Source organism: Streptomyces sp. CB01249 (assembly GCF_001905735.1).
In the GTDB taxonomy this organism is placed as follows: Bacteria; Actinomycetota; Actinomycetes; order Streptomycetales; family Streptomycetaceae; genus Streptomyces.
In genome coordinates, this window is the sequence record NZ_LISW01000001.1 from 1,698,322 (window position 1) to 1,719,517 (window position 21,196).

Annotated in this window: 17 protein-coding genes; 8 read left to right on the top strand and 9 right to left on the bottom strand. The window is 71.6% G+C overall.

Going from position 1 to position 21,196, the window contains the following annotated elements:
- Window positions 1-115 precede the first annotated feature (115 nt).
- From AMK18_RS07195 to AMK18_RS07215, 5 genes are all read right to left on the bottom strand, one after another.
- Window positions 116-3,706: a S8 family serine peptidase gene (locus tag AMK18_RS07195; RefSeq protein WP_073862102.1), complete on the bottom strand. Its 3,591-nt coding sequence runs from the start codon at window positions 3,704-3,706 to the stop codon at window positions 116-118.
- A gap of 22 nt (window positions 3,707-3,728) precedes the next feature.
- Entirely contained in the window at window positions 3,729-7,259 is a 3,531-nt protein-coding gene (locus AMK18_RS07200; protein ID WP_241836474.1) for a S8 family serine peptidase, read from the bottom strand.
- A gap of 196 nt (window positions 7,260-7,455) precedes the next feature.
- Window positions 7,456-8,253, bottom strand: a complete 798-nt coding sequence (locus AMK18_RS07205; protein WP_241836475.1) for a helix-turn-helix domain-containing protein — start codon at window positions 8,251-8,253, stop codon at window positions 7,456-7,458.
- A 135-nt stretch (window positions 8,254-8,388) separates the two neighbouring features.
- On the bottom strand, window positions 8,389-11,688 hold the full coding sequence (locus AMK18_RS07210; protein ID WP_241836476.1) for a S8 family peptidase: 3,300 nt from the start codon (window positions 11,686-11,688) through the stop codon (window positions 8,389-8,391).
- Window positions 11,689-11,808: 120 nt separating this feature from the next.
- A complete protein-coding gene (locus AMK18_RS07215) occupies window positions 11,809-12,408 on the bottom strand; it encodes an SUKH-4 family immunity protein (RefSeq protein WP_073862106.1) in 600 nt (199 codons plus the stop codon).
- A 114-nt stretch (window positions 12,409-12,522) separates the two neighbouring features.
- Here AMK18_RS07215 and AMK18_RS07220 point away from each other — a divergent pair, with 114 nt between their 5' ends.
- Window positions 12,523-13,062 carry a GNAT family N-acetyltransferase gene (locus AMK18_RS07220; RefSeq protein ID WP_073862107.1) on the top strand — a complete coding sequence of 180 codons (540 nt, stop codon included), beginning with the start codon at window positions 12,523-12,525 and terminating at the stop codon, window positions 13,060-13,062.
- Window positions 13,063-13,081: 19 nt separating this feature from the next.
- Here AMK18_RS07220 and AMK18_RS07225 read toward each other — a convergent pair whose 3' ends face one another.
- Complete coding sequence (locus AMK18_RS07225; protein ID WP_073862108.1) at window positions 13,082-13,492, bottom strand: RidA family protein; 411 nt, start codon at window positions 13,490-13,492, stop codon at window positions 13,082-13,084.
- Window positions 13,493-13,565: 73 nt separating this feature from the next.
- Entirely contained in the window at window positions 13,566-14,261 is a 696-nt protein-coding gene (locus AMK18_RS07230) for a ThuA domain-containing protein (protein WP_073862109.1), read from the bottom strand.
- 149 nt (window positions 14,262-14,410) lie between these two features.
- On the opposite strand from AMK18_RS07230, the gene AMK18_RS07235 reads away from it, so the two are divergent.
- The 5 genes from AMK18_RS07235 (at window position 14,411) to AMK18_RS07255 (ending at window position 18,042) form a co-directional block, all read left to right on the top strand.
- The gene (locus AMK18_RS07235; protein ID WP_018104927.1) at window positions 14,411-14,635 is read left to right on the top strand and encodes a hypothetical protein; all 225 of its coding nucleotides are present in this window, start codon (window positions 14,411-14,413) and stop codon (window positions 14,633-14,635) included.
- Window positions 14,636-14,706: 71 nt separating this feature from the next.
- Entirely contained in the window at window positions 14,707-15,402 is a 696-nt protein-coding gene (locus AMK18_RS07240) for a response regulator transcription factor (protein ID WP_018104926.1), read from the top strand.
- A gap of 10 nt (window positions 15,403-15,412) precedes the next feature.
- Window positions 15,413-16,474, top strand: coding sequence for a sensor histidine kinase (locus tag AMK18_RS07245; RefSeq protein ID WP_073862110.1), 1,062 nt, complete (start codon window positions 15,413-15,415; stop codon window positions 16,472-16,474).
- An 81-nt stretch (window positions 16,475-16,555) separates the two neighbouring features.
- On the top strand, window positions 16,556-17,242 hold the full coding sequence (locus AMK18_RS07250; protein WP_073862111.1) for a VanZ family protein: 687 nt from the start codon (window positions 16,556-16,558) through the stop codon (window positions 17,240-17,242).
- Window positions 17,239-18,042 carry a DUF3152 domain-containing protein gene (locus AMK18_RS07255; RefSeq protein ID WP_073862112.1) on the top strand — a complete coding sequence of 268 codons (804 nt, stop codon included), beginning with the start codon at window positions 17,239-17,241 and terminating at the stop codon, window positions 18,040-18,042. The genes AMK18_RS07250 and AMK18_RS07255 overlap by 4 nt, the downstream gene beginning before the upstream one ends.
- 12 nt (window positions 18,043-18,054) lie before the next feature.
- Here the strand turns inward: AMK18_RS07255 and AMK18_RS07260 are convergent, their stop codons facing one another.
- Window positions 18,055-18,663, bottom strand: coding sequence for a TetR/AcrR family transcriptional regulator (locus AMK18_RS07260; RefSeq protein ID WP_241836477.1), 609 nt, complete (start codon window positions 18,661-18,663; stop codon window positions 18,055-18,057).
- Between the two features lie 148 nt (window positions 18,664-18,811).
- On the opposite strand from AMK18_RS07260, the gene AMK18_RS07265 reads away from it, so the two are divergent.
- Both AMK18_RS07265 and AMK18_RS07270 read left to right on the top strand, forming a co-directional pair.
- The gene (locus AMK18_RS07265) at window positions 18,812-19,630 is read left to right on the top strand and encodes an alpha/beta fold hydrolase (RefSeq protein ID WP_241836478.1); all 819 of its coding nucleotides are present in this window, start codon (window positions 18,812-18,814) and stop codon (window positions 19,628-19,630) included.
- A gap of 44 nt (window positions 19,631-19,674) precedes the next feature.
- Window positions 19,675-19,884, top strand: a complete 210-nt coding sequence (locus AMK18_RS07270) for a DUF4287 domain-containing protein (RefSeq protein WP_073862115.1) — start codon at window positions 19,675-19,677, stop codon at window positions 19,882-19,884.
- Between the two features lie 57 nt (window positions 19,885-19,941).
- On the opposite strand, the gene AMK18_RS07275 is transcribed toward AMK18_RS07270, so the two are convergent.
- Window positions 19,942-21,192, bottom strand: a complete 1,251-nt coding sequence (locus AMK18_RS07275) for an MFS transporter (RefSeq protein WP_073862116.1) — start codon at window positions 21,190-21,192, stop codon at window positions 19,942-19,944.
- Window positions 21,193-21,196 lie beyond the last annotated feature (4 nt).

A 21,196-nucleotide genomic window follows, 5' to 3' on the forward strand; every position in this document is an offset into this window, starting at 1 on the left:
AGTAAACTTACTTCAGAGTAAGGTACGGGCCGGGGTCAACCCGGGCAAGAGCGCGGCGGGCCCGCCCCGGAGCGATCTCCGGAACGGGCCCGCCGGTGTACGCGTGTGCCGAGATTCAGCCCTTCAGGTCCGGACGCTGGGTCACCCGGACCGAGTTGACCAGCGTCTTGCCGGTGATCGCCTTGAAGGCGACATTGAGCTGACCATCCGTCACCTCGACCGTGAACGTCTTGAACAGAGCGGTGCGGGCACCACCCGATTCCAGCCTCACATCGACGTCCGGCACCTTCTCCGCCCCTTCGGCGAGCACATCGAATACGCGCGCGCCCGGCTTCGTCCCGGCCGCCTCGGCGAAGCCCAGCTCCACCTGGTAGACGCCGGACGGGACGTTGTCGAAGCGGTATTCGGCGACACCCTCACGCCCCGAGCGCAGCAGCTGCTGCGCGGGGGAGTCGCCGGCACCGGCGATGTCCTTGCGCGTGTAGGTCGGCGCGGTGTCCTTTCCGGTGAATCCGAACGTGCCCTTCGCGTAGGCGCGGTCCGCGCCCCACGCGTCGCCGAGCGCGTCCCGCGACGCGAAGTCCGCGCCGACGTCGACGCCCTGCTGATAGGCCGGGACCACCAGCCTCAGCGGCAGCGAGAGCGACGGTGTCCGGGCGCTCTTCGAGGTGATCACCAGCGTGCCGGTGTACACCGCCCCCGGTGTCGCCGCCGTCGTGTCGAAGGTGAGCGTCACCGCCTGCCGGCCGCCCGCCGCGAGCGTGCCCGAGGCCGGGGCGATCTTCAGCCAGGAGGCGCCGGACTTCTCGGCGACGGTGTACGCGGCGGCCGAGCCGTCGTTGGTGAGCGTCAGGGTGCGTTCGCGCTGCTCACCGGCCGGGACGGTCAGCTGCCAGCCGTCCTTGTTGTCGGCCCGCACCGCGCCGGTGGTCAGCGCGGTCTCGGTGCGCAGCGCGGACAGGCTGCCCAGCGCGGCGGTACGGCTCGCGGTGGCGTAGTCCGGCGCCGCGATCGTGACCTTGTGGTCGGCGGTGGCGGTCACCGGGATCTGCGCCAGATAGGCGCCGTCCGCCCGCGTGGTGGCGGTCCCGACGGTCGTGGTGCCACGGGTGACGGTGACGGTCGCACCGGCGACCGGCTCGCCGTCGTTCGCGTCGGTCACCGTGCCGGAGACGACCGCGTGGCCCTCCGGCCGGAACCGGATCGCCATGCCGTCGCGCAGTGACACCTCGTTGTACGAGTACTGCAGCGCGTCGGTGCCGTCGTGGTTCTCGGCGCCGATGGTCGCGCCCTTGCCCTGCTCGAATCCCTTCTCGCTCGGGTCGATGCCCTGGTACTGGAAGGTGTAGGTGCCGTCCTCGCTCAGCACGGCCGCGAAGCCCACGCGCTGCGAGGTGTCCCGGGCGATCATCATGTTCCGCCACTCGACCACGTACTCCCGGTGCGGGGCGGTGCCGCGCACCGACGTGTAGACGCCGGACGAGGCGTCCATGGCGAGGTCGTCCCAGAACGGGGAGAGCGCGCCGTTGGCGGGTGTCGTGGACGGCAGCGGGCCGTTGTCCACGATCGCGAGGTACCCGAAGATCAGCTGCCCGTTGCGGGTGACCGCGCCCTTGTCGTACGTGTGGCCGTACAGGGCGACCGGGAACGGCAGGGTGACATTCGCGTACGACGTCGTCGGGCCCCCGATGTTCAGTTTGCTGTCACCGGTCGGGAACTGCGCCGACACCTGACGGCAGGTGGTGCCGAAGGCGTCGGTGCGCGAGGTGAGGGTCACGTTCTTGGTGACGGAGCCCGTCGCCACGTCCGCGACGATCCCGACGGCGGCCGCACAGTGGTTGAGGGGGGTGAGACTGATGCGGTAACTGCCCACGGGCAGCGTCAGCTTGTACGTGCCGTCGGACGCGGTCGTGGCCCGCACCGGGGTGCCCTGCACCTTGATCGCGACGTCCGCCTCGGTGCCGGAGTCGCTGCGCACCGTGCCGGTCAGGGTGCCGGTGGGGGCGTCGGCGAACGCGGTGTCGTGGACGGTGGAGCCGCCGTCCGTGACGGTGAGCGTGGCGGTGTCGGTGACGTAACCGAACTTCGTCACGGCCACCGTGTAGTCGCCCGACACCAGACGCGGGAACGCGTAGGTGCCGTCCTTCCGCGTGGTGAGGGTGGCGCGCGCGGGGCCCGTCAGCGCGACCTCGGCGTCGGCGACGGGGTCACCGCCCGCCGTGACCGTGCCGGTGAGGGCGCCGACGTGCTCGTGCGGTGCCGCCTCGACGGCCTTGTACGCGTCGAGCCGGCCTTCGCCGTACACGTTGTTGAAGTCCGCGGTGCCGCCGCAGGTGGTGTCGTCCACGTCGGTCGCGGACCCGTTCAGCACCGCCTCGGTGGCGGCGACGTCACCGCGCAGCGCCGGGGCCGCCGACCAGAGGAGGGCGACCGTGGCGGCGGTGTGCGGTGAGGCCATCGACGTACCCGACTTGGCGGCGTAACCCCCACCGGGAGCCGCCGAGCGGATGTTCACACCGGGCGCGGAGATGTTGGGCTTGACCGTCCCGTCGACGCCGGGACCGCGTGAGGAGAAGGACGCGATCTTGCCCGTGCTGTCGAAGGCGCCCGAGGAGTACGTGTTGGTGTAAGCGCCCGGGGAGCCCGCCGTGTCGCAGTACGGGCCGTTGTTGCCGTTGGAGAACGCCGGGAAGATACCGGCGTCCCGCCACGACTGGACCATCGCCTGGTACCAGGTGTCCAGGCTGAACGACCCCCACGAGTTGTTGATGATGTCGGGGGCGAGATCGGGCCGCGGGTTCTCCCCGTCGGCGTCGGTCGGCGCGAGCATCCACTGCCCGGCGTCGAGCAGCGCCCCGCGGGTGCAGTCCACGGTGGTGCATGCCTTGGCGGCGATCCAGCGGGCGCCCGGCGCGACACCGATCGCGTTGCCCGCGCCGTCGTCACCGACCATGGTGCCCATCGTGTGGGTGCCGTGGCCCTGGTCGTCACAGGGCGCCGCCGTGCCACAGGTGTGGGTCGCGTCGAACCAGTCGTAGGAGTGGTCGTACGTGCCATCGGCCTTCATGCCCCGGTACGCGGAGGCGAGGGCCGGGTGCCGGTAGTCGACGCCGGTGTCGATGCTGCCGATGACGACGCCGTCGCCCCGCACCCCGAACTCGTCCCAGACCTTGGGCGCGTTGACGCGGTCGATGTTCCATTCGATGCCGTCGACCTTGGCCTCATTGGTGCCGTTGGCGGCCGGGGGGAGTGGCACCGGATCATCGGCCTCGATCGAGGCGACGTCCGAGCGGGCGGCGATCTTCGCGGCCAGGCTCTTGTCGCCGGTGACCTTGACGGTGTTGCTGATCCAGTACGACTCGTAGGAGGCGCCCGCCCGCTTCAGCAGCTCGATGAGCCCCTTCTGTGAGCTCTTTGCGTACGCGGTCTTCGACTTCAGGACCGCGCGGCCCCGCTCCGCCTTGGTGCCCGCCTTCTTCGCGGCCGCGGTGTCGGCCTGCGAGTCGAGCTGCACCCAGAACGAGACCTTGTCGTGCTGCGTGAGGTCCTGGAGCAGCGCACCGTCCGCCTTGCTCCGCAGGGCTGTCGGGACGGTCGGCTCCGGATCGGCAGCGGTGGCCGGGAGCGTGCCGAGGAAGGTCGCCCCCAGCGCTGTGGCCAGCGCGGTGACGAGCAGCCCCCGCCACCGGGATCTGTCTCTGTTCACGTCTGTCGCTCTCCTCACGTGGTCAGCTGCTCAGGTCGGGTCGCTGGGTGACGCGCACGGCGTTGACGAGCGTCTTCTCCGCGCCGGTCGCGACCAGCCGGACGTTCAGCTGACCGTCGGTGACCCGGACCGTGAAGGACTTGGCCAGCGCTCGGTAACTGCCGCCGGTGGTACGGACGATGTCCAGGTCGGGTACGTACACGGCACCCTCCGCCAGCACATCGGTGAGGCGCTTCCCGGCGGCCGTGCCGCCCAGCTCGGCGAAGTCCAGCTCGATCTGGTACGTGCCGTCGGGCACGTTGTCGAAGCGGTACTCGACGGCGCCCTCCCGGGCCGTGCGGAAGAGCTTGTCGTCGGCGGTGTCCTCGATGGCGTTGGTGGTCTTCACTTTCGTGGACTGGCCGATGAACCCGTACGACCCCGCCGTGTACTTCACGTCCGGCGACCAGACCTCTCCGGCGGAGTCGGTGGTCGCCTTGCCCGCGCCGCTGTCGATCGCCGTCCGGTAGCCGGGCACGGACACGGTCACCGGGATCCTGATCTCGGGGGAGCGGCCGCTGTCGGAGGCGATGACGACGGTGCCCTTCAGGACCGTGCCGGGTGCCGCACCGTGCGCGTCGAAGGTCAGGACGACCGCGCGCTCCCCGCCCTTGGCGATGCGGCCCTCGGCGGGAGCGGCCGAGAACCACGTGGCACCGCCCGCCTCGGAGACCGTGTAGCCGCTGTCGGCGCCGGAGTTGGCCAGGGTTACGGTGCGCTGCCTGCTCTCGTCGGCGGGGACGATGACGGTCGTCGCGGTTGCCGGGGTGACGGAGACCTTGCCCGTCGCGAGGCTCGCCGACAACTGCTCCGTGGAGCCGGTCGCCAGGGAGAGGGTGCGGTGGTGCGCCGTGTAGTGCGGGGCGTCGACCGTGACCTCGTAGTCGGCCTTGTCCTTCGTCACCGGTGTCTGTACCAGATAGGTGCCGTTCGACTGCGTCGTCCCGGTGGCGACGGTCTCGCCGTCCCGGGCGACGGTGACGGTGGCACCGGCGAGCGGCTTGCCGTCGTTGCCGTCGGTGACCGTGCCGGACAGGGCGGCGCTGCGCGTGGGCAGGAACTCCACGGCCAGGCCGTCCTGCACCGACTCCTGGTTGTACGCGTACGTGAGGGCGTCGGTGCCGTCGGCGTTCTCGGCGCCGATGGTGGCCCCGGACCCGTGGGCGTTGGCGCCGTCGGTGAGGTTGGCGTAGTGGAAGGAGTACGTGCCGTCCTCACCGATCACCGCGGAGAAGTCCATCCGCTGGGTGCGGTCGGCGCTGGGTACCATCCTCCGCCACTCCACGACCACCTCACGGTGCGGGGCGGTGCCCCGGGACGACCAGTAGATGCCACCTTGCCCGGTGGCCAACTGGAGGTCGTCCCAGAAGGGGAAGAGCGATCCGTTGGGGAGCCCGGTGTAGGGCAGAGTGCGGTTGGCGCTCACATTGACGGACGTCTCGAAGCTGAGGTAGCCCTCGACGTTCGCGACGGCCTTCGTGTACGTCTTGCCGTACAGGGCCACCGGGAAGGGGAAGTTGACCGCGGCGGAGCCCGAGTAGTCGCTGCTGATGCTCAGCCGGGTCTCGCCCGTCGGGAACGAGGCGTCGTGCTCGGTACGGCAGACAGTGCCGAACCGGTCGCCGCGGTTGGGCATCGTGATGTCCCTGTGGCCCTCGCCGGGCGACACCTGCACGCCGAAGGTGCCGATGGTCGCGCACAGGGACACCGGGGTGACCGTCAGCCGGTAGTCACCGGCCGGCAGCTCCAGGCTGTACGTGCCGTCCGCGGCGGTCTTCGTCGTGGTGCTCGCGGGTGCGCCCGCCACCTCGATCCTTGCCCCGGCCTCAGGGCCGGACAGGGTGCTCACGGTCCCGGACAGGGTGCCCGTGGGTGCGAGATCGAGGCTCAGGTCACGGGTGGTGGTGGCCCCCTCGGTGACCGTGGCGGTGGACTCGGCGGCCGTGTAGCCGTACTTCGTGACGGTCACCCGGTAGTTGCCCACCATCAGCTTCGGCAGGCTGTACGTACCGTCGGCGCGCGTCTCGGCGAGCGCGTTCATCGGCCCGTCGAGCTCCACCGCGGCGCCGGACAGGGGCGCGTCGGCGGACGTGACGGTACCGGTGAGACCACCGAGCGGACCGCGCGGCACGGAGGCCACGGCCTCGTACGCGTCGAGCCGGCCCTCGCCGTAGACGTTGTTTTTCTCCGCGCTGCCGCCACACGTGGTGTCGTCCACATCGTGCGCGGTGCGGTCGAGCAGGCGCTCGGTGGCCGCCACATCGCCGCGGATCGCCGGGGAGGCCGCCCACATGAGCGCCACGGTGGCAGCGGTGTGCGGTGAGGCCATCGACGTACCCGACATGACGGCGAAGCCGCCGCCGGGCGCGGCCGAGTTGATGTCCACACCGGGCGCCGAGATGTCCGGCTTGACCGCGCCGTCCTCGCCGGTGCCCCGGGAGGAGAAGTACGCGATGTCACCGTCGCTGTCGTAGGCGCCGGTGGCATAGGTGTTGGTGTACGCCCCAGGGGAGCCGGCCGTGGCGCAGTTGGGCCCGGCGTTCCCGTTGGAGAACGCGGGGAAGATCCCGGCGTCGCGCCATGCCTGGACCATGTCCTTGTACCAGGTGTCGATGATGTCGGCGCCCCACGAGTTGTTGACGACATCGGGGGCCAGGTCCGGACGGGGGTTGCCGCCGAACCGGTCGGTGGGCGCGAGGATCCACTGGCCCGCGGCCATCAGGTCGTCCTGCTTGCAGCCGATCGGTGTGCACGCCTTCGCGGCGATCCACTTGGCACCGGGTGCGACACCGATGGTGTTGCCGTCCCGGTCGCCGCCCACCATGGTGCCCATGGTGTGGGTGCCGTGCCCGTGGTCGTCGCACGGTGCGTCACCGGTGCAACTGGCCGTAGCGTCATACCAGTTGTAGTCATGGGTATAGGTCCCGTCGGTCTGCAGACCGCGGTACGAGCCCATGAGGGTGGAGTGCTGGTAGTCGACACCGGTGTCGATGTTGGCGATGACCACACCGTCGCCGCGTATGCCCAGCTCGTCCCAGACCTTCGGCGCGTTGATGCTGTCCAGGTTCCACTCGACGCCGTTGACCCGCGGCTGCTTCTCGGCGGGGAACTCGGCGGGCAGGTCGTACAACCGGTCGGGCTCGATCGCGGCGACCTCGGGCCGGGCGGCGATCCTCCGCGCCAGGGCCTTGTCGCCGGTGACCTTCAGCGTGTTGCTGATCCAGTACGAGGTCGCGTGCGCCCCCGCCTTCTTCACCAGGGCCTCGATCCCGGCCTGGGTGCTCGCGGCGTGCTTCTTCTTGGCGGCGACCAGGGCCTTGTCCCGGCCCGTCCGCGTCTTCTGCTTCTTCGCTGCCGAGGTGTCGGCCTGCTCGCCGAGCTGCACCCAGAAGGTGACCCGGTCCTTCGCGTCCAACTGCTCGCGGACCGAGCCCGCCGTCTTCTGCGCGTACAGGCTCGGCTCGGGAGGCTCGGCGGCGGATGCGGGCAGCACCCCGAGCAATGGCAGGCTCATGACACTCGAAAGCAGGGCTGCGACGACGGTGCGCCGTCTTGGGGGGACGTGCCTCAACACGCACTCTCCTTCACACAAACGATCACGAGGTGGTGACCTCAGCAGTATGGGAGCGGCACACCGAGTCACCGGGGGCCGTGCGCTGACGAGTTGGCGACATGGCGCCCACTCGCCAACCCCGGACCACGCGCGCCGGTCAAATCCAGTTGTTGCGCATCGCGTACCAGCCGAGCTGGAGCCGGGAGGTCACCGACGCCAGGTCCATCAGGGCCCGCAGCCTGCGCTGTACCGTCCGGGGAGAGGTGCCGAGCTGCTTCGCCGTCGCCGCGTCCGTCAGGCCGGAGAGCATCAGCTGCAGGATCTGCCGGTCCACCGCGGAGAGTTCGGCGACCTCGCGGAGATACGGCCGCGAGTGCCGCCACGCGGTGGCGAACAACTCCGTGACGAGCGTGGTCAGCGGCGGCCGCATCAGCACCGCCCGCTCCGGGCAGAACTGGACCATCGCGGTCTCACCGTCCGCGACGGCCAGCTTCAGCAGCGGGCTGTCGACCACCCGGACCTGCTCACCGCGCCGCACCCGCTCCTCCAGGGCCGCCACCGCCGCGGGCTCGGCGAGGAAGTCGCGGTCGACCAGCAGTTGGTAGGTGACCTCGGGCGGAGCGCTGGGCCGGGCGCCGTCGGCGTCCGAGGAACCGTCCGCCGGTGGGTCGAGGGTCGCCGGGACCGGAGTCACCCGGTTCACGCCTGTCAGGAACGCCTGGAACGTGCGCCGCGCACCGGTCTCCAGCTCAAGGATCCGCCGCGCCTGGGCGGCCGCGCCGTCCACGGTTTCCACCCGCACCGGCCCCTCGCCCGGCGGTTGCGCGCGGACCAGCTCGGCCACGGCCGCCTCGGCGCGCCGGACGTCCTCCGCCAGCCGGTGGAAGACGGCGCGCACCTGCTCCGGTGAGGCGTCGGCCCCGGCGGTTCTCTTCGGTCGTCCAAGATCGGGCATGGGCCTCAGTCTGTCGACGGCCCGAGGCACCGGCGGTGGCGAAGGTGTGCCATGTCGTGACCTCGCCACTCCCGGACCGGCCTCCGGAATGGCCGGTCCCCACCTGAGAGACCGGCCGTTTCACCGTCAGCTTCTTTACCACCAGGGCTGGTTGACGCCGAACGCCCGGGTCACCGTCTGTGTGACCGTGCTGCCGTCGCTCGCCGTGACTGTCGCGCGCAGCGTGGCGTACGAGGCACGGAGCGGCGCGGTCAGCAGGGCACGCGAAGGCTTCCCGTTCCGGCCGTCGGTGACCTTCACCGTGCGCCAGGTGCCACCGTCGTCCCAGCTGACCTCCAGCTTGACGGGGCCGGTCGTGGCCTCCGCCGCCCCAGGTGCCCGCTGCACCTTCATGTCCACCAGCGTCGGCACGAGAGCCAGGGCGCGCCCCGAGTCGTCCAGGCCGTAAGGGGTGAAGCGGACGCCCATCAGCGGCAGGATCGTCCCTGCACCGTCATCGGTGTCCGAGTCGAACGCCCACTCCGACTGGACGCGGGTGGACAGCGCGGCGTAGTCCTGGTCGCGGGTGATGTCCGCGTTCAGGGTGTAACGACCGGGCCCGGCCGGGACGGTGATCGTCTTCCCGCTGCCGATCGCGTCCCAGCTGCTCACCCGCTGCCCGTCCTTGGCCAGGGTGAGGGTGCCGGTCGCCCCCCAGTCGGAGCCGCCGCGCGTGCCGTCGCCGTCGGCGAACCACGGAGTCCCGGCCCAGACCATGGAGTTGTTCACCCGGTACGCGGGCGCCGCCGGAAGTGCCGGGCCGACCACCGCTGCCGCGAAGTCCAGCCGGTGCACCGAGTGCCCGTCGAACGTCTCCGTCGAGGTCGCCATGGACTGACGGCCGGCGACGTTGGCCCGGTCGAGCCACTCACCGGGCGTCCGGTAGTCCCGTACGACCGAAGGGAAGCGGACCGACTGGTCCACGAAGAGCGGCAGCAGCACGTCGTCGTCCGGAGTGGCCGCCGTCGTGCCCGCCGCGGGAGCCCCCTGCGCGTTGAAGTGCTCGCGCACCTCCGTCAGGTCACCACGCCTCACCGAGAACGACGGCTTCGCCGGGACGCCGTCGTTCCAGGTGCGCGCCACATGGTAGAAGAACGGGCTGGGCGCCTGCGAGGACGCGCCCTCGGCCGCGAACACCGCGAACGTACGGTACGTGGCGTCCTTGTCCGCGAACGGCGTGGCGTACAGGGACTGCCCCGAGCGCTCACCGTTGGTGACGACGCTCAGGGTGTACGACCCGGTGCCCGCGGGCACGGCCAGCGCGGCCTGCACGGCCGTCGCCCGCGCCGCGTCGTCGTGCACATCGGCACCGACCGGTACGGCGGTGCGCGCGTCCAGGTCGACATCGGTGTCCGCGAGCGGGGTCACCGAGGTGACGGCCATGGTGGTGCTGGCGTGGTCCGTCCCGGCGGCGCTCGTGATCGACATCCCGACCCAGTACTGGGCCTCCGGCACCGTCACCGAACCGGTTCCGGAGGTGATGCGGACCGGGTAGCGGTCACCGGTCCAGCGGTTCACCATCAGCGCCGAACCGGTCGCCGGAGTGCCGTCCCGCTGCTCCGCGTGGAGCGTGACCCGGTGGCTGGGCACGACGCTGTCGACCGCGAGGACCGTGCGGGTGACGGGCTGCCCGCCCTTCGAAGCGGTGAGCACCGCGGACCACGGGCCGTGCGGCAGCAGGGCGGCACGGGTGGTGACGGTGGCCGTGGCGCTGCCGTGCGCCGGGACGGTGACCTGGTCGCGGTCCACCGAGAACTGCTCCGCGTTGCCCGGCTGGGCGGTCGGCGACAGCGGCTTCTCGACGGCCAGGTCGAGCGTGGTGGCGCTGTCACCGGAGTTGGTGAAGGTGACGGTGTGCTCGGTGTCCTTGCCCGCCCCGTCCGCCCAGCCCGCGGTGGTCGTCAGGTTCGCCGGTGACGCGAGGACCGTCTGCCGCTCGGCGCGGGCCGCGTCCACCCGGCCGGTGCCCTGCTGGTACGCGGACCGCTTCGCGTTCGGCACCGCGCTGTTCATGAGCGCGGTCTTGATCTGCTCACCGCTCCAGCCGGGGTGCGCCTGGGCGACCAGCGCGGCGGCGCCCGCCACATGCGGGGTCGCCATCGACGTACCGCTCTTGGAGGTGTGTCCGCCGCCCATCTTCGCCGCCACGATGGCGACCCCGGGCGCGGTGAGGTCCGGCTTCACCGCGTTGTCGCTCGGGCGCGGGCCCCGGCTGGAGAACGGGGCGAGCTCGTCCTTTGAGTCGACGGCGCCCACGGCCAGCGCGGCGTTCGCGATGGCGGGTGCGCCGACGGTGCCGGTGCCGTACTCGCCGTCGTTGCCTGCGGCGACGACGAAGAGCGTGCCGGTGCTCGCCGACAGGTCGTTGATGACGGCGATCGCCGGATCCGTCTCGTCGGCCGGTCCGCCCAGGCTGAGGTTGACCACCTTGGCGTGCACGGTGTTGACCGCCCAGTCGATGCCCGCCAGCAGCGCGGACGTCGGGCACAGGCCGGTGCTGTCGCACACCTTGCCCACGGCGAGCGAGGCGTCCGGGGCGACACCCCGGTACGTGCCGTCGACCCCGGCGATCGTGGAGGCCACGTGCGTGCCGTGGCCGTTGTCGTCCTCCGCGCTGTCACCGCCGAGGAAGTTCGCCGAGACGGTGACCCGGCCCGCCAGGTCCGGATGGTCGGAGTCGTAACCGCTGTCGAGGACGGCAACGGTGACGCCCTTGCCGGTGTAGCCGTCGGCCCAGGCCTGCGGGGCGTTGATCTGCGGCACGCTCTTGTCGAGGGCGACGCGCAGCCGCCCATCGAGCCAGAGCTTGGTCACACCGCCCGCCAGCGAGCGCCCGGCACCCTTGGTCAGGCGCTTCCAGGTGGTGGCCGCGTCCGCGCCGTCGTCCGGGCCGAGCGCGGTCAGGCCGAGCCGGGCGATGGCCCGCCCGGGCCGCGCAGCACCGCCGACGGCGTCCCGCGCCCGGCTCGCGGCGGTCGTGCCCCTGCCGTGCTGGACGATCACGCCCAGCGCGCCCCGAGCGGTGGCCCCCTTGACGCCGTACCCCGCGTCCAGCAGGGCGCCGATGTCGAAGAGCCGGGGGTCGAGGCGTCCGGCGGCGAGCAGCGGCTCGGCATCCTCCGGTACGACGCTGAGGTCGCCGTCGCCCACCGAAGCGGTGGTGAAGGAGACCCCCTCGCGTCCGGCGGCCGGGGTGACCGTCGCCGAGCGGAGATCGTCGCCGGCGCGTTCGACGGTCACCGAGTCGCCGGTGGGCAACGGCACGCTGAGCGTGGTGACGGTGGTGGCCGCACGCGGGGCGGCGGACGGGGCGTCCGGCCCCGCCGCGTGTGCGGCACTGACGGGTATGAGCGCCGCCACCAGACCGGCGGCAGCCGCGATGCATCTGACCTGCACGGAGAGAACCCCCAAGGATCACAGAAGCGAGAACGCCCTGATCCTGGCAGCGCATCACCGGTCAACGGCCTCCCCGAGTTGGCGACTTGACGACGCGTCGCAGACCCGCCACGCCGCGCGTCAGCCGTGGAGCGATGCGTCTCCCGGGCTCCCGGCCACGAAGCGCTGCCCCGCGGCGATCTCGTCGGCCACCACCGACCACACCGACTCCTCGTCCCCGAAGGGCAGCGGGTCCACCTCGCTCGTCGTCCGCCGGATGTGCTCCACCTCGCGGTCCAGACGCTCGAAGCCGGCCTCCTCGTCGGCGTCTTCACCGCTGAAGGCGAACTCCTCCAGCAGCCGCTGCAACCGCAGGGTCACGTGGACGAGGGAAGAGACATCCGAGTGCAGCGGTTGGGCGGTGCCCTCATCAGGGTCGAAGGCGTGCACGGCCCCGGAGGCCGGATCGAGTGCGAGGTGCGCGTTGAGCAGCCACCCGATCACCGGCCACTCGCCCGCCTCCTCGTCGGCCTCTGCCACCTCCCGTACGCGGGGGAGGAGGCCCGACTCCGGATCGGGGTCCCGGAGCGAGAGCGTCCCGGTGGGCGCGCCCACGGTGTGCAGGAGGCGGGCGCCCTCGGTGCGGGCGGTTCCGGGCGGAAACGCGGCGGCGGGCAGGGTGGCGATCCGGTCCTCGCCGAAGAGGGCGACCAGTTGGGTACGGGTGACGGTAAACAGCACGGCGGGGCTCCGGAATCGGCGGCAGGCGGGCGAAGGGCAAGCGGAACAGCATCGTTCACGAGGGGAGTCGCAGTGCCCGGGGCTCCCGACGAGCGGTGGAGTACGGTGCCGACCATGGCTGAACCGAGCTTCCTGCCCTGGCCGCCCGCACCGATACACACCGCACGGCTCGTGCTGCGCGAGTCCGAGAGCCGGGATCGTCCGGCCTTCGTGGAGCTGTTCGCCTCACCGGAGGTGCACACTTACCTCGGCGGTGCCCGCCCGCGCGACGAGTGTGAGCGTGCCCTGCCCGAGACGCCGGGGAGGCGCCCCGGGCACTTCGTGATCGAGCTCGACGGGGCGATGATCGGCACCGTCGAGCTCAAACGGCGCGATCTGGAACAGCCGGGCGCGGTCCGCCCGGACGCCGGGCAGGCCGAGCTGGGCTACCTGCTGCTGCCGGAGGCATGGGGCCGGGGGTACGCCGCCGAGGCGTGCGCGGCGGTCCTCGACCGGTTTGCCGAGACGTGCCCCGGCGAACCCGTGGTGCTCTTCACCCAGACCGCCAACGCCCCCTCCATGCGCCTCGCCGAGAAGCTCGGCTTCACCGGGATCCACCGCTTCGAGGCGTGGGGGGCCGAGCAGTGGATGGGCGTACGCCACCCGGCCGCGTAACCCGGTCACACCACCGCTGTCAGGCGTCGAGCACGGCGGCGACCGCCTCGATCTCGACCAGCTGATCCGCGTAACCGAGCACGGTGACGCCCATCAGCGTGCTGGGCACGTCATGGTCGCCGAAGGTGTCCCGGACCACCTGCCAGGCCGCCACCAGGTCCTCCTGGCGGCTCGACGCCACGAGCACCCGGGTGCTGATGACGTCCTGGAGCGACGCGCCGGCGGCACGGAGGGCGACCTCCATGTTCTCGACGGCCTTGAGCGCCTGGCCCGCGTAGTCCCCGACCGCCGCCGTCGAACCGTCTTCGTTCAGCGGGCACGCCCCGGCGAGAAAGATCAGCCGGGACTCGGCGGGCGCCGTGGCCGCGTACGCGTACTCGGCGACGTCGGAGAGGGCGGCCGAGCGGATCAGGGTGACGGCGCGGGGCATGGTGCGGGGTCCAATCGCGTAGGGAGCCGAACCCGGACATCCTGCCAACGATCCATGAGCCCGTCCTCTCCTTTTACGCTGCTACGCGGACGTCCTGCTGAGCCGCCCAGCGCAGCCCGCCCAGCAGATGTGCGCGGAACGCCGGGTCCGTGTACGCGGCCTCCGCGTGTCCGAGGGCCGTGTAGAACGAGCGGCCCGCCCCGGACTCCCGGCACCAGACCAAGGGGTGGTCGGCCCCCATGCCCCCGCCTTCGTAACCGGTCTCGGCGATCGTCGCCAGGACCCGCACCCCGGGCAGGTGGCGCGGGTTGCTCCGGAAGTCGTACCACTCGTCGCTCCGGTCCCAGCGCGGCGGCAGATGGCGCGTCGCCGGATGGTCCGGGTCCTCGATCAGCACGGTGCCGGGCTGGAAGGCGGGGTGCCCGGCGAAGCGCGCACCGAGCAGCTCCCCGTAGTACGGCCAGTCGTACTCGGTGCACGCGGCGGAGTGGACCCCCATGAAGCCGCCGCCGTCGGCGAGCCGGCGCCGGAGCGCGTCCCGCCCGTCCGGGGTGAGCACGTCCCCGCTGGTGGACAGGAAGACCACCGCACTGCGCCCCGCCAGGGACGCGTCGGTGAACACCGAGGGGTCCTCGGAGCACTCCACTCCGAACCCGTGCTCCTCGCCGAGCTCGCGCAGGGCCGCCCGCCCGGCGGGGATCGAGTCATGGCGGTAGGCCGTGGTGCGGGTGAAGACGAGAACGTCCGACAGGCGGCCGGTACGGGGCATGCTGCGACTCCGGGGTCCGGATGGTGCACGAGGGCGACGGTCACCCGCAGTCTGCCCCGGAGGGCGGGCACCCCACGCGTACGTACCGGTTGGGCAACCGTTCGAACCCTCACGGCCTCCCGGCCCGGGCGCGTCCCTAGACTCGCGGCATGAACAACCTCACGTGCACCCACTGCGGAACCGTCGGCCTGGACGACGGCTTCATCGAGGACGCCGGCGAGCACTCGCGCGGGTACGCCCGCTGGATCGAGGGCGCGCTGGAACGCGGGGTCTTCGGCGGCGCCAAGCGCATGGGCCGGCCGCGCCGGCAGATCGAGGCGTTCCGCTGCCCCAAGTGCGGACACCTCGACCTGTTCGCCACCAACCCCGTGTAGGGCCCGCCCGTCCGGCCGACGCCCCCGTTTCGGATACGCCGACGATATGCGGCGGCTCGTAGCATGACCGCATGCGCGTGCTGATCGTCGAGGATGAACCGTATATGGCGGAAGCCATCCGCGATGGTCTGCGCCTGGAGGCCATCGCGGCCGACATCGCGGGCGACGGCGACACCGCGCTCGAACTGCTGGGCATCAACAGCTACGACATCGCGGTCCTCGACCGGGACGTTCCCGGGCCCTCCGGCGACGAGATCGCCCAGCGGATCGTCGCCTCCGGGAGCGGTATGCCGATCCTGATGCTCACCGCCGCCGACCGTCTGGACGACAAGGCGTCCGGCTTCGGGCTCGGTGCCGACGACTACCTGACCAAACCCTTCGCCATGCGGGAGCTGGTGCTCAGGCTCCGGGCGCTCGACCGCAGACGCGCGCACAGCCGGCCGCCCGTGCAGGAGGTGGCGGGCCTGCGCCTGGACCCCTTTCGCCGCGAGACCTACCGCGACGGCCGGTACGTCGCGCTGACCCGTAAACAGTTCGCGGTCCTCGAAGTCCTCGTCGCCGCGGAAGGCGGTGTCGTCAGCGCCGAGGAACTGCTGCAACGGGCGTGGGACGAGAACGCGGACCCGTTCACCAACGCCGTACGCATCACCGTCTCCGCCCTGCGCAAGCGGCTCGGCGAGCCGTGGATCATCGCCACCGTGCCGGGCGTCGGCTACCGCATCGACACCGCTCCGGGCCCGGGCGGCGAGGCGACCGGCCGTGGCTAGACAGCCCGGCATGAGCATCCGCCTCAAGCTCACCCTCAGCTACACCGGGTTCGTCCTGCTGGCGGGCATCCTGATGCTCGTCACCGGATGGCTGTTCCTGACGCGCGTACCGCACATCGGGCTGGTCTTCGTGCCCGACTACCAACTCGCCGTCGCAAGCGACTTCGCCCCGCTGGCCGCCGTGACGCTCTCGTTCCTGCTGGTGTTCGGCCTCGCCGGAGGCTGGTTCCTCGCCGGCCGCATGCTCGCCCCGCTCAACAGCATCACGCAGGCCACCCGCACCGCCGCCACCGGCTCGCTGTCCCACCGCATCCAACTGCCCGGACGCCAGGACGAGTTCCGTGAGCTCGCCGACGCCTTCGACGCAATGCTCGCCCAACTCGAAGCGCACGTGGGCGAACAACAGAGGTTCGCCGCCAACGCCTCGCACGAACTGCGCACCCCGCTCGCCACGACGAAAGCGCTGCTCGACGTCGCCCGGGCCGACCCGGCCCGCGCCACCGACCCGCTCATCGACCGCCTCCACACCGTCAACACCCGGGCCATCGACCTCACCGAGGCGCTGCTCCTGCTCAGCCGGGCGGACCGGCAGACCTTCACGCGCGAGGACGTCGACCTCTCCCTCGTGGCGGAGGAGGCGACCGAAACGCTGCTGCCGCTCGCCGAGAAACAGAAGGTCACCCTGGAGACCGACGGCGACATTGCCCCCACGACCGGCTCGCCCGCCCTCCTGCTCCAGCTGACCACCAACCTCGTGCACAACGGGATCGTCCACAACCGGCCCGGACCCGGCAGCGTACGGGTCACCACCGAGGCCCGCCCGTACACCGTGGTGCTCACCGTCGAGAACACCGGCGAACCCGTGCCCCCGGACCTCGTCCCCCACCTCACCGAACCGTTCCAGCGCGGCACCGAACGCGTGCACACCGACCACCCCGGGGCAGGGCTCGGACTGGCCATCGTCCGGTCCATCACCCACGCCCACCACGGCACACTCACCCTCACCGCGCGCCCCGGCGGCGGACTCCGCGTCACGGTCGAGCTACCAGCCGCCGCCACACCGCGACCCTGACCGCACCTCGGCCGCGCATATCGCCCGCGTATCGAAATGCGCATACGCCCTCGCAACCGCCCCGCGTGTGGAGTGGAGGGCATGGATCAGAACTCCGCACTGCCCACCTCGCCCCGCCGCGTACGAAGAGTCGTCCGCCTGGTCGTGCTCACCGCCCTCGGCGTCGTCGCGGCGGCCTTCGCCCCGTTCGTGCTGCGCATGTTCGTGGTGTCCGTGCCCATGGTCGTGAACGGTGGCTGGTACGGCTGGTTCTGGACGTTCAACGGAGTGATGCTGGACATGGTGGCCGCGCTGCCGCTGTCCGCGCTGATCGTGTGGTTCCTGACGCGCAGGCGCAGGGCGGCGGGCGTCGATCCGGCCCGGGCGCGGCGCACCTCGCTGGCCGAGGTCGGCATGGTGCACGGAACGGTGCCGTGGGTGTGGCTCATCCTGATGCCGGGCGCGAACGCCGGTGAGGTCCCCGGCCGCGTCAGTCTGGTCCCGCTGGTGGACCTGGTCACGATGGGAACGCTCGGGCTGATCGGCAATCTGCTGGTGTTCGCCGCGCTCGGCTTCTTCGCCCCGATGCGGTACGCCGCGCTGGCGTCGCTGCCGCGGGTGCTGGCGCTCGGGGCGGGCCTGTCGGTCCTGCTGGAAACCCTTCAGTACGTGTTCCGGCTCGACAGGGTCTCCTCGGTGGACGACGTCCTGGTCAACGCGACCGGTGCCGCTCTGGCCGCCCTCGCGTCCACCCGGTGGTGGCTGCCGCGCGAGGGGGCCGCGAAGTGACCGGCCGCTCGAATGCGGGACGCGCCCACCGCGCTTCCGCCCGTCGGCGCCCCCGGGCAGCCGTCACGGTGGCGCTGCTGGTCCTCGCCGCGGCCTGCCTCATCGCGGGCCGAGGACTCTTCGGCACGTCCGGCCCGGCCGCCACACCCGCCGTCGTCGCGGGGAAGCCGGAACCCCACCGCACGGACCGCGCCCCCGAGGACCGCACCCCCGAGGCGACCGCCGACGGCTCCACCTCCGTACCGGAGTCCGGACCCGGCACCTTCACCGTCGCGACCGCCCACGCGCAACGCACCGGCACGGGCCGGCCGTACCGGGTGGAGGTCGAGGACGGCATCGGCGTCAACCCGGACGAGGCCGCCGAGCAGACCGCCGCGATCCTCGCCGACGAACGGGGCTGGGCGCACGGGGCCGGTGTCACCTTCCGGCAGGTCGCCGACGACAGCGCCACGCTGGTCATCCGCATCGCCACCCCGGACACGGCCGACGCCATCTGTGCCACCGGCGGTCTGGACACCGAGGGCGAACTCAACTGCCGGGTGGGGCGGACGGTGGCCGTCAACCTCAAGCGCTGGCAGCTGGGTTCACCCGAGTTCGCCGGGCCGCCCGAGGAGTACCGGGCGCTGATCATCAACCACGAGGTCGGCCACTGGCTGGGCTACGACCACCGTGGGTGCCCCGGTCCCGGGCGGCCGGCCCCGGTGATGATGCAGCAGATCAAGGGCCTGCACGGCTGCGTCTCCAACGCCTGGCCGTATGCGGCGGACGGTAGCTTCATCGATGGTCCCAAGGTGCCCTGAGCCGACGGGAGTTCACGCATAGGCGGCCAGGAAGGCGCGGATGCCGCCGTCCGCGTAGCGGTCCAGATCGGCGTCGGTGTGCTGGGCGCCGCCGTGGAACATGGCCTGGTTCACCGGGATCCACAGCAGCAGCCCGGAGAAGTGGTGGGCGGCCAGAAGCGGATCGGGCGTCTTGAGGAGCCCCTGGTCGGTGAGGCGGCGGAAGGTCTCCGCCAGCGTGGCGAGGACCCGCTCGAACCCCTGCTCGTACCAGGCCGCGCCGAGCTCCGGAAAGGTGTCGGCGTTGGCGATGATCAGACGCCGCAACTGGATCACCTGGGGCCGGGTGAGCCCCGTGAGGAACTGCCGGGCGAGCCGGGTCAGGTTCTCGCCGAGGGTGTCCGCGTCGGCGGGGATGTCGGCCACCAGGTTGACCAGGGCGTCGATGCGGTCCGTGGTGGCCAGCACGATCTCGGCGAACAGCTTCTCCTTGTCCGCGAAGTGCTTGTAGACGGTCTGCTTGGAAACCGCGGCCAGCTTCGCGATGTCGTCCATGCTCGTGCCCGCGTATCCCTTGTTCAGGAACACCTCGGTCCCGGCGTCCAGGATCGCCTGGTGCTTCTGCGCTGACCGGCTGTCCATCATCGGCTCCCTCTCCATGTCCGCGTCTGCGTGACAGAAGAGTACTGGACTGACCAGTACTCGTGTGAGTACTGTACCGTCCAGTTCCAGATCGCGCTCGCTGCGGTCCGGAAACCATGTCAACCATGCATCTATGGGGGTATTTCGCATGAGCGGGACTGTGGACAAGGTCGTTTCCGCCGACGGCACGGCCATCGCGTTCGAGAAGCAGGGCAGCGGCCCGGCCGTGGTGCTCGTCGGCGGCGCCTTGATGACCCGGGGCGCCTCCGCCGAACTCGCCGGGCTCCTGGCCGGCGAGTTCACGGTGATCACGTACGACCGCCGGGGCCGGGGCGACAGCGGGGACGGCCCCGCGTACGAGGTGCGGCGCGAGATCGAGGACATCGACGCGCTCATCGAGGGCCTGGGCGGTGGTTCCGCGATGCTCTTCGGGATGTCCTCAGGTGCCGTGCTCGCCCTGGAGGCGACGGCCCGGGGGAGTGCCGTACGGCGTCTCGCGCTCTACGAGCCGCCGTTCATCACGGACGGCAGCCGGGCGCCGCTGCCCGCCGATTACGTGGCGCACCTGACGGAGCTGGTCGGCCGCGAGGAGCACGGGGAGGCCGTCGCGTACTTCATGAAGGCGGCGGTCGGCGTGCCCGGCGAGATGATCGAGGGCATGCGGCAGGCCCCGTTCTGGGCGGACATGGCGGCCGTCGCCCTCACCCTCCCGTACGACGGCCGGGTGATGGGGGACACCATGTCCGGCCGCCCGCTGCCGGTCGAGCGCTGGGCCTCGGTGACCGTGCCCGTTCTCGTCGGCAGCGGAGACATGGGCGATCCGCACATGCTGACCGGTGCCCGTGAACTCGCGGCGACAGGCGACAACTTCACCCTCCGGGTCTTCCCGGGGGAGGAGCACAACATCCCGGCGCAGACCCTGGCCCCGGTCCTCGCCGCCTTCTTCGGCGGCGGCCAGGCGAAGTAGTCAGCACGACCGGCCATCACACCCGCACCAGAAGGAGCCACCGCATGAGCGCACCGGCCAAGGGACCCGCCAGCTACTTCCCCTCCATCGAGAAGAAGTACGGCCGCCCCGTCGAGGAGTGGAAGGACCTGATCCGCACGTCTGACCTGACCAAGCACATGGAGCTCGTCGCTTGGCTCAAGACCGCACACGGTCTGGGCCACGGCCACGCCAACGCCCTGGTCGCCCACACGCTGGCGGAACAGGGCAAGTGAACGCGGGCCGCCCGCTCCGGGATCGACGGAGCGGGCGGCCCGCGGTGGGGGAGGCGTTCACAACGGGTTCGGCGCGCCGTCCCGGGCGGTCTCCTCGGCCGGGGCGGCCGCACGCAGAGCCGCTTCGACGCGGCGGTTGTTCGTCATGGACGCGGTGACCGCCGTCATCGTCAGGAGCAGCGCGGCCGCGGTGTAGAGCGGGGTGCGGATGTCGTACGCGGTCGCCAGCCAGCCGCCGACGAAGGCCCCGACGGGCGCGGCGCACATCGCGAGCATCCGGGAGGTGGACGCGACCCGGCCCATGAGGTGGCCCGGAACGATCGCCTGCCGGAGCGAGGGCCCGAGCACCATCGTGGCACCCATGGCCGCCCCGCACACGGCCAGCGCCAGCCCGGCCACGTACGCGTTCGAGGCGGAGGCCAGACCCAGGATCGCCAGGCCCTCGATGGCGGCCGTGCAGGTCAGGGCGGTGCCGGTGCCGAGGCGTCGGCCCAGTCGCGAGGCGATGGCCGCACCGAGCAGACCGCCGGTCGCCTCCGCGGTGAGCAGCAGACCGAAGCCGTACGTGCCGATGCCGAGGCGGTCGTGGGCGAAGAGGGCGAGGACCGTCTCCACGGCGAGGAAGGCGATGTTCCCGACCGCCGGGCGCAGCGCCAGCCCGAGCAGCAACTGGTTGCGGAAGACGTAGGACGCACCGGCCCGGGCCTGCTTGAGCAGCGACTCGCGGGCCTCCGGCACGGGCCGGGGCATGGCGGGCAGCGTACGCACGAGAAGTGCCGAGAGCGCGAAGGAGACGGCGTCGGCGACGAGCGGAACCGCCCGCCCGAGCGCCAGCAGCGCGCTGCCCGCGGGTGGCCCGGCGAACCCGGACATCGCCGTTTGTGCCCCGCGCAAGCGGGAGTTGGCGAGCTCCAGCTGTGCGGGGTCGCGGCTGAGCAGGTCCGGCAGATAGGCCGTGGCGGCGGTGTCGAAGAAGAGCCCGCCGAGGCCGAGCAGGAACGCGACGGTGGCCAGCAGCGGAATGCTCAGCAGGTCGAGCCCGGCCGCCACCGCCGGTATCGCGAGCAGCACCGCACGCACCGTGTCCGCCACCCACATCGTGCGCCGACGGTCCCAGCGGTCCACCAGCGCGCCTCCGAGAACCCCGAAGAACAGCCATGGCAGCGTCCCCGAGGCCGTGACGACGGCGAGGGCCATCGGGTCCCGCGTCAGCGTCAGCGCGATGAGCGGCAGCGCGGCATGGGTGACCCCGTCACCGAGCGAGGAAACCGTCTGGGCGGTCCACAGTCGTCCGAATCCGGTCGGCAACTTC

Bases quoted from the DNA above. Each gene is read 5' to 3' on its own strand.
- AMK18_RS07200 (WP_241836474.1), bottom strand. From the start codon at position 7,259: ATGAGCCTGCCATTGCTCGGGGTGCTGCCCGCATCCGCCGCCGAGCCT.
- AMK18_RS07205 (WP_241836475.1), bottom strand. From the start codon at position 8,253: ATGCCCGATCTTGGACGACCGAAGAGAACCGCCGGGGCCGACGCCTCA.
- AMK18_RS07220 (WP_073862107.1), top strand. From the start codon at position 12,523: ATGGCTGAACCGAGCTTCCTGCCCTGGCCGCCCGCACCGATACACACC.
- AMK18_RS07225 (WP_073862108.1), bottom strand. From the start codon at position 13,492: ATGCCCCGCGCCGTCACCCTGATCCGCTCGGCCGCCCTCTCCGACGTC.
- AMK18_RS07230 (WP_073862109.1), bottom strand. From the start codon at position 14,261: ATGCCCCGTACCGGCCGCCTGTCGGACGTTCTCGTCTTCACCCGCACC.
- AMK18_RS07235 (WP_018104927.1), top strand. From the start codon at position 14,411: ATGAACAACCTCACGTGCACCCACTGCGGAACCGTCGGCCTGGACGAC.
- AMK18_RS07240 (WP_018104926.1), top strand. From the start codon at position 14,707: ATGCGCGTGCTGATCGTCGAGGATGAACCGTATATGGCGGAAGCCATC.
- AMK18_RS07245 (WP_073862110.1), top strand. From the start codon at position 15,413: ATGAGCATCCGCCTCAAGCTCACCCTCAGCTACACCGGGTTCGTCCTG.
- AMK18_RS07250 (WP_073862111.1), top strand. From the start codon at position 16,556: ATGGATCAGAACTCCGCACTGCCCACCTCGCCCCGCCGCGTACGAAGA.
- AMK18_RS07260 (WP_241836477.1), bottom strand. From the start codon at position 18,663: ATGGACAGCCGGTCAGCGCAGAAGCACCAGGCGATCCTGGACGCCGGG.
- AMK18_RS07265 (WP_241836478.1), top strand. From the start codon at position 18,812: ATGAGCGGGACTGTGGACAAGGTCGTTTCCGCCGACGGCACGGCCATC.
- AMK18_RS07270 (WP_073862115.1), top strand. From the start codon at position 19,675: ATGAGCGCACCGGCCAAGGGACCCGCCAGCTACTTCCCCTCCATCGAG.